We start from the raw sequence: 15404 nt of genomic DNA, 5'->3' as shown, positions 1-15404 counted from the left end.
TGACATGGCAAGACAACCCAGGATCACGTTCATCGGCGCCGGCTCCACGGTGTTCATGAAGAACATCGTCGGCGACGTGCTGCAGAGGCCCGCCCTTTCGGAGGCCACCATTGCGCTGATGGACATCAATCCGCAGCGCCTGGAAGAAAGCGCCATTGTCGTCAACAAGCTGATCGCGACGCTCGGCGTCAAGGCCAAGGCGGAAACCTATACCGATCAGCGCCGCGCCCTTCAGGGGGCCGATTTCGTCGTCGTCGCCTTCCAGATCGGCGGTTACGAGCCCTGCACCGTCACCGATTTCGAGATTCCGAAGAAATTTGGCCTGCGCCAGACGATTGCCGATACGCTCGGCGTCGGGGGCATCATGCGGGGGCTTCGCACCGTACCGCACCTCTGGAAGATCTGCGAGGACATGATGGCCGTCTGCCCCAGGGCCATCATGCTGCAATATGTGAACCCGATGGCGATCAACACCTGGGCGATCGCTGAAAAATACCCGGAGATCCGCCAGGTCGGACTCTGCCACTCGGTGCAGGGCACGGCGATGGAACTCGCCCACGATCTCGACATCCCCTACGAGGAGATCCGCTATCGGTCCGCCGGCATCAACCACATGGCCTTCTTCCTGGAATTCGAACATCGACAGAAGGACGGCAGCTATCGCAGCCTCTATCCGGATCTCGTGCGCGCCTATCGCGAGGGCCGAGCACCCAAACCCGGCTGGAACCCGCGCTGCCCGAACAAGGTGCGCTACGAGATGCTGACCCGTCTCGGCTATTTCGTCACCGAAAGCTCGGAGCATTTTGCCGAATACACGCCCTATTTCATCAAGGAGGGCCGCGAGGATCTCATCGAGAAGTTCGGCATTCCGCTCGATGAATATCCCAAGCGCTGCATCGAGCAGATCGACCGCTGGAAGGCGCAGGCCGCCGAATACCGCTCCGCCGATCGCATCGAGGTCAAGCAGTCGAAGGAATATGCCTCATCGATCATCAACTCGGTGTGGACCGGCGAACCCTCTGTCATCTACGGCAACCAGCGCAACAATGGCTGCATCACCTCGCTGCCGGCCGACTGCGCGGCGGAAGTGCCCTGCCTGGTGGACCATAACGGCATCCAGCCGACCTTCATCGGGGATTTGCCGCCGCAGCTCACGGCGCTGATCCGCACCAACATCAACGTGCAGGAACTGACGGTGCGAGCGCTGATCAGCGAAAACCGCGAGCACATCTATCATGCCGCGATGATGGACCCGCATACGGCCGCCGAACTCGACCTCGACCAGATCTGGTCGCTGGTCGATGACCTGCTCATTGCCCATCGCGACTGGCTGCCGGAATGGACGCAAAACCCCACGCTTCAGAAAAAGGCCAGCTGACGCATCCCGCAAACCCGAAGCCGGCGTGCGCCTATCGCACGCCGGGTTCTGATCCGCACGCCGCGCCGATCCCGAGGCGGTCGGCCATGCGGATCAGATCGGCCACCGTGTCGGCCTGCATCTTGCGCATGACATGGCCGCGATGCACCTTCACGGTCACCTCACTGAGGCCGATCTCGGCGGCGATCTGCTTGTTGAGGCGGCCAACAACCACCCGCGCCATCACCTCGCGCTCGCGCGCCGTCAGCGTGGCGAAGCGTTCGCGCAGTTCGGAGGCCTGATCGTCCTGCCGCAGCCGCGCACGGTCTCGGTCCAGCGCCTCGCGGATCGCATCGAGCAGGTCCTGTTCGCGAAACGGCTTCAGCAGGAAGCTGACGGCACCGGCCTTCATCGCCTTGACCGACATCGGCACGTCACCATGGCCGGTGAGGAAAACGATCGGAATGCATCGGCCCATCGCCGCCAGCTCGTCCTGGAAATCGAGGCCGCTGGCATCGGGCATGCGGATATCGAGAACGAGGCAGCTCGGCCCGGTTCCGGGCGGATGCGCGAGAAACGCGCGCGGCGAGGCAAAGCCGTGGCTGTCATAGCCGACGGAGCGCAGCAGGCTGTCGAGCCCGGCGCGAACGGATTCGTCGTCGTCGATCACATAGACCGTGGGGCGCTCACCCATCGGCTGTCTCTCCTTTCGAAACGGGGATGATCGGCAGGGTAAAGCCGAACACCGCGCCGTGGGGAAAATTGGCGGCGGCATAGATCCGGCCGCGATGGGCTTCGATGATCGAGCGGCTGATGGTCAGCCCCATGCCCATGCCCATCGGCTTGGTCGTCTGGAAGGCTTCGAACAGGCCGTCCGCACCGGAGCCGGGCAGGCCGGTGCCGGTATCGCGCACGCTGACGGTGATCGTGCGGTCGTCGCGTGCCGCGCAGACGAGCAGATCACGCCGCGCCGGATCGACGCCCGCCATGGCCTCGATGGCATTCATCAGGAAATTCAGCACCACCTGCTGCATCTGGATGCGGTCACCGGTGACCGGCGGCAGGTCGGTCGCAAATTCGGTCCTGAGCAGAATATCGTGGTTGCGCAGCTCGGCACGCACCAGCGCCAGCGCCTCGGAAATCACCTCGACGATATCGATGGGATCGCGCGAGGGAGGCACGCGGGCAATCAGCCGTCGCACGCGGCCAATCACCTCGCCGGCCCGCTCCGCATCCTGCACGATCCGCCGGATGGCGCTTTCGGCCTCTTCAAGGTTCGGCGGCGCGGCGGAGAGCCAGCGCAGGGCCGCATTGCCGTTGGCTGCAATCGCGGTGACCGGCTGGCTCACCTCATGCGCGATGGACGTGCCAAGCTCGCCGATGGTGGTCAGCCGCGACATGCGTGCCAGTGCTGCCTGCGCCAGCCGTGTGCGCGCCTCCACCACCTCGATGCGCATGGTGAGGAATGTGGTGGCTCCGATGGCAAGCAGGCTCAGCACGCAGTTCATCAGGCCGGATTCCTGCGCGCCCCGTTTGGTCAGCACATAGCTGACGATGGTGAGAATGGCGCAGAGGCTGCCGACGGTCAGGATGGCGCGCGGCCTGCCGGCCCGCACCGAAACCAGAATGACGGCAGCATAGAGAACGGCAAAGGCAATCTCTCGGTCCGTCAGCGTATCGGCAACGAACACGCCACTGGCAAGAAGAGTGACAGAGAGCCACAGAAGCGGCGCCTCGATCAGATACCGCACCATGATCGCCCTCCCGTGCCAGCTGTTTTCTCGGTTCGCATCCGCAAGACAGTGTCACAGGCGATGGTCTTCCTGCAACGGTATCTCCCGGCCTGTCCGGCAGGGGAAGACCGCTCCGGCGGGCCGTGACGGCCCGCCAGCTGCACGTGGCGGATCAGCTCGGATTTTCGAGCGTGAACAGATCGGCATCCTCGTCATAGGCGAAATATTCACCGTAACGCGCCCAGTTGGTCACGGCGCGCAGCGTGATGTCGGCCTGCTCTTCCGACATGTAATCCTCCAGCTCGTCGCGGAAGCGGCGGGCAGGCGCCCGGTGCGTCGGGCGCTCGTCCAGAATGCGTCGGATATGGGCGGCCAGCGGCACGAAGGTTGCCAGCTGCTGGGCAAACAGACGCTTGCGGTCGTCGACATCACTGTCGGAAAAATGCATGCCGGCAGGCGTCAGCCGGATCTCGCCGCTTTCCAGATCGGCGAAACGCAGCAGTTGCAGGGTTTCGGCAACGGGAAACAGGTCATCGATTTCCATGTGCAGATGCGCGGCCAGCGGCGAAAGCACCGCCTTCCCGTGACAGGGTTCGGCAGCCACCTTCTCGATCAGGCCCGACATCAGGTTGGTCGAGACGCGCGGCAGTTCGAGCGCGATGCCCGTGCCACGGAACAGGCCTTCACGGGTCGGCGCCGTGCTTCTGGCGGTCATGCGGGCATAGATGTCCTCCACCAGCATGCGGAAGGCCGGGTCGAGGCGGTTGCGCGGCTGCGGAAGGTCGACGCGGATTTCGGCGACGACCCGGCCGGGATTGGAGCCGAAGATCAGGATGCGGTCGCACATCAGCACCGCTTCCTCGATGTTGTGCGTCACCATCAGGATCGATTCGATCGGCATGCGGCCTTCGCACCACAGATCGAGCAGGTCGGTGCGCAGCGTTTCGGCCGTCAGCACGTCGAGCGCCGAGAAGGGCTCGTCCATCAGAAGCACGCGCGGACGCACGACGAGCGCCCGGGCCAGCCCGACGCGCTGGCGCATGCCGCCGGAAAGTTCTTTCGGATAGGCGCTTTCGAAGCCATCGAGACCGATCAGGTCGATTGCGGCCAGCGCCCGCTTGCGCCGTTCCTCCGGGCCGACGCCCTGTGCTTCGAGGCCAAGCTCCACATTCTGCAGAACGGTCAGCCAGGGAAACAGGGCAAAGCTCTGGAAGACGACGGAGATGCCGGCATTCGGACCGGTGACGGGGCGTCCCTCGAAGGTGATGTCACCGGTGCTCGGACGGATCAGGCCGGCAATGGCGCGCAGCAGTGTCGACTTGCCCGAACCGGAGCGGCCGAGCAGGCCGACGACCTCGGCGGGGCGAAGGTCGAGATCGACATTGTCGAGGACGACCAGCGAGCCGGCAGCGCCCTTGTCATAAACCTGGCAAACCTTTCGGGCCTGGACCAGCGGTGCAGCGGCGGTGATTTCGGTGTTGTTGAGGAGAACGGTGGTTTCCATGGTGATCACTCCCCGGAAGGATCAGTTGAGACGCAGGCGGCGTTCGGCAAAGACATAGAGCGGACGCCAGAGACCGCGGTTGAGCAGGGTGACGAAGAGGGACATCACGGCGATGCCGAGCACCACCCGCGGATAATCTCCCGCCTCGGTCGCCCGGGCGATGTAGGAACCGAGACCGAAAGCCTCGAGCTTGGTATTGCCCCAGCTGACCACCTCGGCAACGATGCTGGCGTTCCAGGAGCCGCCGGACGCCGTCAGCGCGCCGGTGACATAATAGGGGAAGATCCCCGGCAGGATCGCCCGCCGCCACCAGAGCCAGGAGCGGACCTGATAGACCGACGAGGCTTCCTTGAGATCGGTCGGGAAGGCGCTCGCTCCGGCAATGACGTTGAACAGGATGTACCACTGGGTGCCGAGCACCATCAGCGGCGCCAGCCAGATGTTCGGGTCCACCCCGGTGCGCACGATGGCGACCACCGCAAAGGGAAAGAGCACATTGGCTGGAAAGGCCGCCAGGAACTGCGCCACCGGCTGCACCCGTTCGGCAACGGCTGGCCGCAGGCCGATCCACACACCGATCGGAACCCAGATGACGCTCGCGACCGCAATCAGCGCAATCACCCGCAGAAGGGTGACCACCCCGCCGGCAAAGGCTTCGCGGGCATCGGCAAGGGTCAGGGTCTGGCTGACATAGGCAAAGGCGGTCCACAGCCCCCAGGCACCGCCGGCCACGATCAGGCAGAGCCATGCCCAGTCCAGAACACGGCTGGTGCGCGCTTCGCTGCGGCCGGCAGACGGCGCGGACGGCATCACCGAGGGAAGCCGCATCAGCATCAGGCTCTGCCAGAGCCGGCCAAGCGGCCAGAACAGACGCTTCAGCAGGCGCGTGCGCTTGATGAGGCTGTAGACCCAGGATTCGGGCTTGTCCTGACCGGCGGTCTGCTCGACACGGAACTTGTCGGCCCAGGCCACGATGGGGCGGAACAGGAACTGGTCGTAAAGCAGGATGACGACGCCCATGGCGAAGACAGCCCAGCCGACGGCGGCGAAATCGCGCTTGTCGATCGCCACCGCCAGCCAGGAGCCGAGGCCCGGCAACTGGATCGTGGTGTTGCCGACGGTGATCGCTTCCGAGGCGACGACAAAGAACCAGCCGCCGGACATCGACATCATGGTGTTCCACACGAGACCGGGCGCAGCAAAGGGAGCTTCCAGCCGCCAGAAGCGCTGCCAGGCCGTCAGGCCGAAACCGCGGGCGACCTCCTGCAGGTCACGCGGCACCGTGCGCAGCGACTGGTAAAAGGAGAAGGCCATGTTCCAGGCCTGGCTGGTGAAGATCGCGAAGATCGACGCGCATTCGGCCCCGAGCTGGCTGCCGGGAAAGATGCCGATGAAGAAGGTCACCGTGAAGGTGAGAAAACCGAGCACCGGCACCGATTGCAGGATGTCCAGCGCCGGAATGATGATCATCTCGGCCCGCCGGCTTTTGGCGGCCAGAGTTGCTACCACGAAGGTAAAGACCAGCGAGGCGCCAATGGCCGCAAACATGCGCAGCGTTGTGCGCAGCGCATATTCCGGCAACCGCGCCGGATCGAGCACGAGCGGGGCCGAATCGAGCCCCTCGAGGGGTGCACGCATTTCGGCCGCGCCATGCAGGGCAAGCACCGCAATGGCGGCCAGGGCGGCGAGCGCCACCAGATCATAGAGGTTCGGCAGAATGCGGGCGCGCGCCAGGGCGGCAACGGCGCTGTGTCCGCGGCGATCATGGGAAAGAAAGACCATGTGAACCCTCATGGACGAAAGAAAGGTCGTGATCCGCCCCTGGCCTCAGGAAGAGGCTGATCAGGATGATGCGGCATGACCGTAAAGAAAGAGAGAAACATGCCGTCTGCGATCCTGCAGCGGACGGGGTGCCGAGTGACGCCGGCGCGCGGCGGCTCAGACGACGCTGCACGATCGAGCGGGACAAAGGCACGCGCGAAGCTGTCGATACGGAAAAAGGAAGGCAAAGGCGGTTCGGCCGCCGTCAATAATCGTGGTGTTCATGGCTCACCTCTTCAGTCCGCCAGGGCGGGTCCGAGGGGCGAGCCGGACAGGCTAGGCCCGACCGGTCTGCACCCGACGGTTCGAGCCGTGGGCGGTCCAGGGTCTGATGATGACCATCCGGTGGCGGCCTGATACCGCAACCGGACAGCGACTAGGGTAGCTGTCCATCTGCTTCTTGATCAGTTGTTGGCATCGTCGTCGCAGGCATGGTGCACTGCGAAGACAGGCCGGTCATGGCACGCGGGCGTAGCCCGGTCAATGAGGCCTTGGTGCAGGCCCGTTATACGGAGGTATAATCGCGCTCCGGTCGGCGGCGTAAGACCCCTGACAAACGGGGGGCCTGATCGTCATGCAAGCCGACACCCGCAAATCTCATGCGATCAAAATGTTTCTGTTGCCTAGTTTGTAGCCATTGTTGAATTTGCCAAAACGATATGCATAACTGCCGATCACCCCGTGACGCGCAGAGCGGCCCCTTCCGGATTGCCCGTCGTCAGTACGTGAGAAGTGACTGCAATGCCATCGACAGACGCCGCGCCCTTGACCCCGCTTGCGCTCTCCGAGGATCTGCCACCGGCGACGGTGATGCCGATCTGGACGCCGGAGGGGCCGATGGCCCTCTGGCGCAGCGCCGGCGGCACGCTTTCGCTGGCCGCCGACCGGTGTCCGCATCGCGGCATGCGCCTGTCGCACGGCTTCGTGCGCGGCGAGGCGCTGTCGTGTATCTATCACGGCTGGAGCTATGATCAGGGGGGGCGCTGTCTGCGCATCCCCGCCCATCCGGATCTCGAGCCGCCGGCCTCGATCCGCGTGGCGACGGGCTCGGTGCTGGAAGCAGGCGGCGTGATCTGGCGCGCGCGCGCAGACGATCCGTCGCTGCCGCCCGATTTTCCGGGTTTTGTGCCGCTTCGCTCCCTGTCCTTTGCCGTCTCCCGCGATGTGATCTCTCGGACGCTTGGCGGCGAAAGCGCTGGGCCAGGGATCCTGAAGGGCACGCTTGCCGGCAGCGCCGTCATTCTGCTGTGCGCCGAGCAGGCCGAGGGCACCAGTCTCATCCACCTGCTGGCGCCGGCCGATGCGACGCTCGACCAGCGCATTGCCGTGTCGCGTGCCGCCGAAACGCTGCGCCGTGCGGCGGAAACCGGAACCACGGAGGCTGCGGCATGACAATCGGCGCAATGCGTGACGAATGGTATCCGGTCGGACTGCGCAGCAAGGTGGATGCGAACGGCCAGAAGACCCTGCTGATGGGTGAGCCGATCCGCCTCCATGAGAGCGAGGGCGGCGAGATTGTCGTCGAAACCGCCGATGGCCGGAGACTTCCGGTGGTCATCGGTCACGGCCATGTCTGGACCTCGCTCGGACAGCCGGACAAGCCGCTGTTTGCCATTCCGGAGGCCGACCAGCCCGGCCGGCGTCTGGTGGAGGTGGGTGTCGTCCGGGTGCGCTGCTCGCCGTTGCGCGCTGTCGAGAACTTTCTCGACATCGCCCATTTCCCCTTCGTCCATACCGACATCCTCGGCGCCGAACCGCATACGGAGGTGGAGCGCTACGAGGTGGAAATCCGCGAGCAGGAAGACGAGGTCTGGGCGACCAAGGTGAAATTCTACCAGCCGCAGGCCGCCAAGTCCGCCGCCGGCGGCATCACCACCGATTACATGTACCGCGTGCCGGCGCCGACCTGTTCCGTGCTCTACAAGACCTGCCCCGCACGCCCCGGCGAGTGGGACGTGATCACCCTCTTCGTGCAGCCGCTGACCGAGGAACTCTGCGACGTCTGGCCCTGGATGGCGCTCTATGACGACGTCACCCCCATGACCGACCTCATCCATTTCCAGCAGATGATCTTCCTGCAGGACCGCTCGATCCTGGAAAACCAGATCCCGCGCCGCCTGCCGCTCGATCCGGGCATGGAAATTCCCACCCGTGCCGATCTCACCTCCGTCGCCTATCGGCGCTGGCTGAAGCGGCACAATTATACCTATGGCGCGCAACTGGTGGCGCAATGAAGCTTTACGACTACATCCTCTCGCCAAGCTGCTACAAGGTGCGCCTGCTGGCGGCCCTTCTCGGCATTCCACTGGAACTGCGCGCGGTGGATTTCCATCCGGGTGGAGAACATCGTACCCCTGCGCTTCTGGCGCTGAACCCGGCCGGCTCGATCCCGATCCTGGAAGATGGCGACCTGAGGCTGACGGAGAGTGCCGCCATGCTCGTCTATCTGGCGAGCCTCAAATCCTCCGACTGGCTCGGCCGCGACACGGCCGCCGAGGCTGCCCGCACCGAGCAGTGGCTTTCCTTCGCCCAGCGGCTGACCGCAAGCCTCGGCGGCGCGCGTCTCTGCGAAATGCTGCTGCGCCCCGGCGATCTGGCCGCCCTGCAGGCCGCCGGCATCGCGGCGCTGAGGGAGCTGGAAGCGGCGCTCGTCGAACAGCGCCTGCGCGGCGAGCGCTTCCTCGTCGCCGACAGGCCGACGATCGCCGACATTGCCTGCTTTCCCTATGTGGCACTGGCACCGGATGGCAGCGTGTCGCTTGATCCCTATCCGTCGATCCGCCTGTGGCTGCGGGCCGTCCGCGCCCTGCCGGGCTTCATCGAGATGCCGGGCATCCACCGCCTGCACGAGTTGAAGCTGGAGCCCGTTCATGGCGCGGAAGGGGAGCCTGCCTGACATGGTCTCCCAACCGACAAGATATCTGCTGCGTGGCGCCGATGCGGTGATCGTCGATGACGGCACCGGGCAGACGGTTCTGCGTCATGTCGACCTTCTGACCGAGGGCCCGACAATCCTCGCGATCGGACCGAACCTTTCGGCAACGGAGGAAGCCGCCGGCGCTGAAGTGATCGATGCTTCCGGATGGTTCGTCTATCCCGGCCTCATCAACACCCACCACCATTTCTTCCAGACCTTCGTGCGCAACCGGGCCGATCTCGACTGGACGAAGCTGTCCGTCATCGAGTGGCTGGACCGCATCTATCCGGTGTTTTCACGGCTGAACGAGGACTGCTTCTACCATTCCTCGCTGACGGCGATGGCGGAACTGATCAAGCACGGCTGCACCACCGCCTTCGATCACCAGTACTGCTTTCCGCGCCATGCCGGAAAACGGCTGATCGACCGGCAGTTCGAGGCGGCAGACCTGCTCGGCATGCGCTTTCATGCCGGGCGGGGCGGCAACACGCTGCCAAAGTCGGAAGGCTCGACCATTCCGGACGAGATGCTGGAAACCACCGACGAGTTCATCGCCGATTGCGCCCGCGTGATCGACACCTACCACGATGCCGCGCCCTTCAGCATGCGACAGGTGGTGGTCGCCCCCTGCCAGCCGGTGAACTGCTACCGCGAAACCTTCGTGGAAAGCGTTGCCCTTGCCCGTGACCGCGGCGTGATGATGCACACCCATGTCGGGGAAGGGGAAAGCCCGGTGATTGCCGCACGGCACGGCATGCGCACAGTGGATTACTGCGCCGAGCTTGGCTTTGCCGGGCCGGATGCCTTCTATGCGCATGGCTGGGAACTCTCGCATGCCGAACTTGCCCGCATGGCGGCGGATGGCACCGGCCTCTCCCATTGTCCGGAGCCGGTCTATCTGGTCGGCGCGGAGGTGACGGACATTCCGGCCATGGCAGCACTCAACCTGCGCATCGGCCTTGGCTGCGATGGCGCTGCCTCCAACGACAATTCCAACCTGATGCACTGCATCCATTCCGGCTACATGCTGCAATGCCTCGTGGCCGCCACCCGCAGCCATCCGGTGCCGGAGCCTGCCGCCTTCCTCGCCTATGCGACGACGGGCGGTGCCTCGCTGCTCGGCCGCGCCGATATCGGCCGGCTTGCGCCCGGCCTGGCCGCCGATCTCTTCGCGATCGACACCCGCCGCATGGATTATGTCGGCACCCGCCACGACCCCTTGAGCCTGCTCGCCAAGGTCGGTGTCGGGATGGCGACCGACATGACAATGATCAACGGCCGTATCGTCTGGAAGAAGGGCGAGTTTCCGGGCCTCGACGAGGCAAAGCTTGCGGCGGAGGCGGAAGCCGCCCTCGCCACGGTTCAATTCTGAGACGTTCACAAAACAGGGGAACAGGAATGTCCTATTCGATCACACGCAGACACCTGATGAAGAGCGCCGCAGCGACCGGCGTTGCGGCAACGCTTGGCAGCCATCTCGCCACCGCTGCCGAACCGCTCGGCATCGCCCTCGTCGTGCCCTCGCCGATCGGTGACGTGGGCTGGGGCCATGCACTGAAGGCCGGCCTTGAGCCGGTGAAGGCCGCCTATGGCGACAAGGTGAAGATCACCGTACTGGAAAACATCGCGGAAGGCCCGGATGCCGACCGCATCATGAACAAGACGGTGGCCGACGGAAACCATTTCCTCGTCGCCGGCTCCTTCGGCTACCAGAACGGCGCCCTGCAGATCGCCCGCCGCAACCCGAAGGTTTCCGTGCTGCACGCCTCCGGCTTCCAGGTCGCGCCGAACTTCTCGCCCTTTGCCGCGAAATATTTCCAGGGCACCTACCTGATGGGCATGGCGGCCGCAGCCCTGTCCAAGACCGGCAAGCTCGGCTCCGTCTCGGCCTTCGCCATTCCGGAACTGATCACCTCCATCAATGCGTTTGCGCTCGGCGCGCAGGCGGTCAATCCGAACATCGAGATCTCCGTGGTCTGGGTGAATTCGTGGTTCGATCCGGCCAAGGAACAGGAAGCGGCCAAGGCGCTGATCGCGCAGAAATGCGACGTGATCTTCTCCAACGCGCAGGATACGCCTTCCGTCATCTCGCTCTGCGAGGAACAGGGCGTCTATGCCTTCAACCTCAACTCCTCAATGAAGAAATACGCGCCGAAGACCTATCTCGGCTGCGTCGCCACGGACTGGTCGCCCTATTTCAAGGCCTCCGTCGATGCGCATCTGGCCGGCAAGTTCAAGGGCGCCAATGCCTTCCTCGGTGTGGCCGACAAGGTGGTCCAGGTCGTCGACTGGAACCCGGCCATCCCCGCCGACACCGTGGCAAAGATCAAGGACGTGGAAGGCAAGATTGCCGCCGGCAGCTTCTCGCCCTTCACCGGTCCGATCACCAAGGTGGATGGCAGTGTCGGCGTGGCCGCCGGCAAGACCATGGCCGATGGCGAGATCGTCGCGATGGACTGGCATGTCAAGGGTGTCGTGACGCCGCTGCCGAAGTGATCCATGACGGCGCCGCTTCTTTCCCTTCGCAACCTCACGAAAAGCTATGGTCCCGTGCGGGCCAATCGCGGCATTTCGCTGGAGGTCGGCGAGCGCTCCATTCACGCCATCCTGGGCGAGAACGGCGCCGGCAAGTCCACATTGATGAAGCTCATCTACGGCGTCGAGACGCCGGACGAGGGCGAGATGCTCTGGAAGGGCGCGCCCCTGCGCCTTTCCTCCCCCGCTTCGGCCCGCAAACGCGGCATCGGCATGGTGTTCCAGCATTTCTCGCTGTTCGAGACGCTGACGGTGATCGAGAACATCGCGCTGGTGGTGCCGGGGCAAAGGCGGGCGCTGCTGTCGCGCATCCGCGCGCTCGGCGAGGAATTCGGGCTCGAGGTCGATCCTCTCGCCCATGTGCATGCGCTGTCGGTCGGCGAGCGACAGCGGGTGGAAATCATCCGCTGCCTGATGACCGATCCGAAGCTGCTGATCCTCGACGAGCCGACCTCGGTGCTGCCGCCGCAGGCCGTGGAAAAACTGTTCGACACGCTGCGACGCCTGCGCGATGGCGGGGTCTCCATCCTGTTCATCTCGCACAAGCTGGAGGAAATCCGCGCGATCTGCGACCGGGCAACCATCCTGCGCAGCGGCGAAGTGACCGGCCATGTGGACCCGCGCGACCATGACGCGCATGATCTGGCACGCATGATGATCGGCCGCGACATGCCGGAACCGCTGCCCGTCACCGCGGCACCGGCCGGCGAGACGCGGCTGGAACTGATCGGCCTCGAAGACACACCGGACGATCCCTTCGCCGTGGCGCTCTCCAGCGTCAACCTCACCCTGCGGGCCGGCGAGATCCTCGGCATTGCCGGCGTCTCCGGCAACGGACAGGCGGAACTGGCCGCCTTCATCTCGGGCGAGACCCGGCTGCCGGCCGCGCGGCGGGAACAGGTGCAGATGATGGGCCAGCCCGTCGGCCATCTCGGCCCGGCGGAGCGCAGACGACTCGGCTTTGCCTTCGTGCCGGAAGACCGCCTCGGCCGGGGTGCCGTCCCGGAACTCTCGCTCACCCGCAACAGTCTGTTGACGGCGCATCCTCTCGGGCTTCAGCGGCACGGGCTGATCGACCGCGCCCGCGCCGCCGCCTTCACCGCAGACTGTATCCGCGATTTCGACGTGCGCACGCCCTCCGCCGAGGCCGAGGCCGGGGCGCTTTCCGGCGGCAACCTGCAGAAATTCATCGTCGGACGCGAGATCATGCTGAAACCGAAGTTGCTCTTCGTGGCGCAGCCCACCTGGGGCGTCGATATCGGCGCCGCCACAGACATCCGCCGCAAGCTGATGGCGCTACGCAACGAGGGGATGGCGATTCTCGTGATTTCCGAGGAGCTGGAAGAGCTATTCGATCTGTGCGACCAGATCCAGGTGCTGCGAAAGGGAACGCTGAGCGCGCCGCTCAATGCCCGCGATACGAAGCCGGAAGAGATCGGTCGCTACATGATGGGCGCCGAAGCGGCACGGGAGGCGCTTTCCGCATGAGCATGCGCCTTGCCCTGCCGCATCTGGTGCGCCGCGAACGTGCCTCGCTTGCCGTCACGCTGCTGGCGCCGCTCCTTGCGCTGTCTGGCGCGACCCTCGTCAACCTTCTGCTCTATGTGGCGATCGGCAAGCAGCCGGGCGCCGTGTTCCATGCCATGCTGCTGGAGCCCTTCCTGTCCTGGGCCTCCTTTTCCGAAGTGCTGCTGAAACTCGGGCCGCTGCTTCTGATCGCGCAGGGGCTCGCGATCGGCTTTCGCGCAAAAGTGTTCAACATCGGCGCCGAAGGCCAGTTCATTCTGGGAGCGATCTTCGCCTCCGCCATCCCGGTCTGGTATCCGCAGGCAACCGGCGGCTGGATCTGGCCCTCCATGCTGCTCGCCGGCGCCATGGGCGGGGCGCTCTGGGCCGCCATCACCGCCTTCTGGCGCGTGCGGCTGAACGCCAACGAGATCCTCGTCTCGCTGATGCTGAGCCTCGTGGCCGCGCAGGTGCTGAACTATCTGCTGCTCGGCCCGTGGAAGGATCCGAACGGCTTCAATTTTCCGCAATCGGTGATGTTCCAGTACGATGCCATGCTGCCGCTCCTGTTCGAGGGAACCCGCGTCAACGTCTCGCTGCTGATCGCCTTCCTGCTGTCGGGCCTTGCCTTTGTCTTCATGCAGCGAAGCTTTCCCGGCTACCGGCTGGAGGTGGGCGGACTTGCGCCACGGGCCGCCGCCTATGCCGGCTTTTCGGAGGCACGCGCCATCTGGCTGTCGCTGCTGATTGGCGGCTTTGCCGCCGGTCTGGCGGGTGCGGCCGAAGTCGCAGGGCCGCTCGGCCAGCTGCAGCGCTCCATCTCCACCGGCTACGGTTATTCGGCCATCATCGTCGCCTATCTCGGCGGCCTGCATCCGCTCGGCATCGTCCTGTCCGCGCTGGTGATGGCGGCGCTCTCCATCGGCGGCGACAATGCCATGGTTTCAGCCGATCTGCCGATTGCCGCCGTGCGGGTATTCCAGGGCAGCCTGCTGATTGCCTATCTGATCGCGATGGCCTTCGTTCGCTATCGGCTCGAATGGCCGTCGGCCAGCACACGGAGCAGGGCATGAACGCCATCGAATTCATCCTGGCCGGCATGCTGGCCGCCGCAACGCCCTTCCTGCTGGCGGCCCTCGGCGAGCTGGTGGCCGAGCGGGCGGGTGTGCTTAATCTCGGCGTGGAAGGGCTGATGGCGCTGGGCGCCGCGCTCGCCTTCATCGTGGTCTATCACGGCGGCGGCCATCTGCTGGCCTTCGTCGTGGGTGGGCTGGGCGCCGCGCTGCTGGCGCTGATCTTTGCCTTCGTCACGCTCGGCCTTCAGGCCAATCAGGTGGCGGCGGGGCTTGCCATCGGCATCTTCGGGCAGGGCCTCTCCGCCCTGTTCGGCAAGACCTATGAGAGCCTGACGGTAAAGGGCCTGCCGAAACTCGCCATGCCGGGTCTTGCGGATCTTCCCGTCGTCGGCGGACTGTTCGTGCAGGATATCGTCGTGTGGCTGTCGCTTCTCGCTACGCTTCTGATCTGGGCGGGCTTTGCTTTCTCGAAGGCCGGCCTGGTGCTGCGGGCCGTCGGCGAAAATCCGAAGGCGGCGCATTCCATCGGCTATCCGGTCATGCTGATCCGGCTGGCAGCCGTGCTGTTCGGCGGCGTGATGGCCGGGTTTGCCGGCGCCTATGCCTCGACGGTCTACACGCCGCTCTGGGCCGATGGCATGATTGCCGGCCGCGGCTGGATCGCGATCGCGCTTGTCGTGTTCGGCACCTGGCTGACGGGCCGCATCTTCCTCGGCGCCTGCCTGTTCGGGGCGGTGTCGCTGGCCGGGCTTGCCGCGCAGGCGGGCGGCGTGGAACTGCCTTCGCAACTGCTGGCGAGCCTGCCCTATCTGGTGACGATCCTGGTGCTCGGCATCATTTCGTCCAACCGGCGCCTGCTGAAGCTGAACGGCGTCGCCTCGCTTGGAGAGCCCTACAAGCCGTAAACGGGATGACGACGGGCGGCGCGCCGATGGCGGCCGCCCGCGCAGGAAAC

The 15404-nt window shown here is 65.1% G+C and carries 13 protein-coding genes; 9 read left to right on the top strand and 4 right to left on the bottom strand.

Annotation, left to right across the window (positions count from 1 at the left end; genetic code table 11):
• Window positions 1-4 precede the first annotated feature (4 nt).
• On the top strand, window positions 5-1378 hold the full coding sequence (locus F3H95_RS18120) for an alpha-glucosidase/alpha-galactosidase (RefSeq protein ID WP_149747022.1): 1374 nt from the start codon (window positions 5-7) through the stop codon (window positions 1376-1378).
• 31 nt (window positions 1379-1409) lie between these two features.
• Here F3H95_RS18120 and F3H95_RS18115 read toward each other — a convergent pair whose 3' ends face one another.
• The 4 genes from F3H95_RS18115 to F3H95_RS18100 all read right to left on the bottom strand — a co-directional run bounded on the left by F3H95_RS18115 (window position 1410) and on the right by F3H95_RS18100 (window position 6376).
• Window positions 1410-2051, bottom strand: a complete 642-nt coding sequence (locus F3H95_RS18115; protein WP_149747021.1) for a response regulator transcription factor — start codon at window positions 2049-2051, stop codon at window positions 1410-1412.
• On the bottom strand, window positions 2044-3111 hold the full coding sequence (locus F3H95_RS18110; protein WP_143127452.1) for an ATP-binding protein: 1068 nt from the start codon (window positions 3109-3111) through the stop codon (window positions 2044-2046). Before F3H95_RS18110 ends, F3H95_RS18115 begins: the two co-directional genes overlap by 8 nt.
• A gap of 151 nt (window positions 3112-3262) precedes the next feature.
• On the bottom strand, window positions 3263-4594 hold the full coding sequence (locus tag F3H95_RS18105; protein WP_143127451.1) for a nitrate/sulfonate/bicarbonate ABC transporter ATP-binding protein: 1332 nt from the start codon (window positions 4592-4594) through the stop codon (window positions 3263-3265).
• 21 nt (window positions 4595-4615) lie between these two features.
• Complete coding sequence (locus F3H95_RS18100) at window positions 4616-6376, bottom strand: ABC transporter permease subunit (RefSeq protein ID WP_143127450.1); 1761 nt, start codon at window positions 6374-6376, stop codon at window positions 4616-4618.
• A gap of 780 nt (window positions 6377-7156) precedes the next feature.
• Here F3H95_RS18100 and F3H95_RS18095 point away from each other — a divergent pair.
• The 8 genes from F3H95_RS18095 to F3H95_RS18060 are packed head-to-tail and all read left to right on the top strand — an operon-like array spanning window position 7157 to window position 15354.
• Window positions 7157-7807 (top strand): Rieske 2Fe-2S domain-containing protein, encoded by a 651-nt coding sequence (locus F3H95_RS18095; protein ID WP_149747020.1) that lies wholly within the window; start codon window positions 7157-7159, stop codon window positions 7805-7807.
• Complete coding sequence (locus F3H95_RS18090; RefSeq protein ID WP_149747019.1) at window positions 7804-8649, top strand: aromatic ring-hydroxylating dioxygenase subunit alpha; 846 nt, start codon at window positions 7804-7806, stop codon at window positions 8647-8649. Before F3H95_RS18095 ends, F3H95_RS18090 begins: the two co-directional genes overlap by 4 nt.
• Window positions 8646-9311 (top strand): glutathione S-transferase family protein, encoded by a 666-nt coding sequence (locus F3H95_RS18085; RefSeq protein ID WP_149747018.1) that lies wholly within the window; start codon window positions 8646-8648, stop codon window positions 9309-9311. Before F3H95_RS18090 ends, F3H95_RS18085 begins: the two co-directional genes overlap by 4 nt.
• A gap of 1 nt (window position 9312) precedes the next feature.
• A complete protein-coding gene (locus F3H95_RS18080; RefSeq protein ID WP_149747129.1) occupies window positions 9313-10704 on the top strand; it encodes an amidohydrolase in 1392 nt (463 codons plus the stop codon).
• A gap of 26 nt (window positions 10705-10730) precedes the next feature.
• Window positions 10731-11828, top strand: a complete 1098-nt coding sequence (locus F3H95_RS18075) for a BMP family ABC transporter substrate-binding protein (protein ID WP_149747017.1) — start codon at window positions 10731-10733, stop codon at window positions 11826-11828.
• 3 nt (window positions 11829-11831) lie between these two features.
• The gene (locus F3H95_RS18070; RefSeq protein WP_149747016.1) at window positions 11832-13355 is read left to right on the top strand and encodes an ABC transporter ATP-binding protein; all 1524 of its coding nucleotides are present in this window, start codon (window positions 11832-11834) and stop codon (window positions 13353-13355) included.
• Window positions 13352-14446: an ABC transporter permease gene (locus F3H95_RS18065; RefSeq protein ID WP_149747015.1), complete on the top strand. Its 1095-nt coding sequence runs from the start codon at window positions 13352-13354 to the stop codon at window positions 14444-14446. The genes F3H95_RS18070 and F3H95_RS18065 overlap by 4 nt, the downstream gene beginning before the upstream one ends.
• A complete protein-coding gene (locus F3H95_RS18060) occupies window positions 14443-15354 on the top strand; it encodes an ABC transporter permease (RefSeq protein WP_149747014.1) in 912 nt (303 codons plus the stop codon). Before F3H95_RS18065 ends, F3H95_RS18060 begins: the two co-directional genes overlap by 4 nt.
• The last annotated feature ends 50 nt before the right edge of the window (window positions 15355-15404 follow it).

The sequence above is a fragment of the Rhizobium sp. RU35A genome (assembly GCF_900156005.1).
GTDB classification, from domain to species: domain Bacteria; phylum Pseudomonadota; class Alphaproteobacteria; order Rhizobiales; family Rhizobiaceae; genus Neorhizobium; species Neorhizobium straminoryzae.
Note: the sequence above shows the minus strand (reverse complement) of the source record. Positions and strands in the feature narration are given on the sequence as shown.

Bases quoted from the DNA above. Each gene is read 5' to 3' on its own strand.
- F3H95_RS18120 (WP_149747022.1), top strand. From the start codon at position 5: ATGGCAAGACAACCCAGGATCACGTTCATCGGCGCCGGCTCCACGGTG.
- F3H95_RS18115 (WP_149747021.1), bottom strand. From the start codon at position 2,051: ATGGGTGAGCGCCCCACGGTCTATGTGATCGACGACGACGAATCCGTT.
- F3H95_RS18110 (WP_143127452.1), bottom strand. From the start codon at position 3,111: ATGGTGCGGTATCTGATCGAGGCGCCGCTTCTGTGGCTCTCTGTCACT.
- F3H95_RS18105 (WP_143127451.1), bottom strand. From the start codon at position 4,594: ATGGAAACCACCGTTCTCCTCAACAACACCGAAATCACCGCCGCTGCA.
- F3H95_RS18100 (WP_143127450.1), bottom strand. From the start codon at position 6,376: ATGGTCTTTCTTTCCCATGATCGCCGCGGACACAGCGCCGTTGCCGCC.
- F3H95_RS18095 (WP_149747020.1), top strand. From the start codon at position 7,157: ATGCCATCGACAGACGCCGCGCCCTTGACCCCGCTTGCGCTCTCCGAG.
- F3H95_RS18090 (WP_149747019.1), top strand. From the start codon at position 7,804: ATGACAATCGGCGCAATGCGTGACGAATGGTATCCGGTCGGACTGCGC.
- F3H95_RS18085 (WP_149747018.1), top strand. From the start codon at position 8,646: ATGAAGCTTTACGACTACATCCTCTCGCCAAGCTGCTACAAGGTGCGC.
- F3H95_RS18080 (WP_149747129.1), top strand. From the start codon at position 9,313: ATGGTCTCCCAACCGACAAGATATCTGCTGCGTGGCGCCGATGCGGTG.
- F3H95_RS18075 (WP_149747017.1), top strand. From the start codon at position 10,731: ATGTCCTATTCGATCACACGCAGACACCTGATGAAGAGCGCCGCAGCG.
- F3H95_RS18070 (WP_149747016.1), top strand. From the start codon at position 11,832: ATGACGGCGCCGCTTCTTTCCCTTCGCAACCTCACGAAAAGCTATGGT.
- F3H95_RS18065 (WP_149747015.1), top strand. From the start codon at position 13,352: ATGAGCATGCGCCTTGCCCTGCCGCATCTGGTGCGCCGCGAACGTGCC.
- F3H95_RS18060 (WP_149747014.1), top strand. From the start codon at position 14,443: ATGAACGCCATCGAATTCATCCTGGCCGGCATGCTGGCCGCCGCAACG.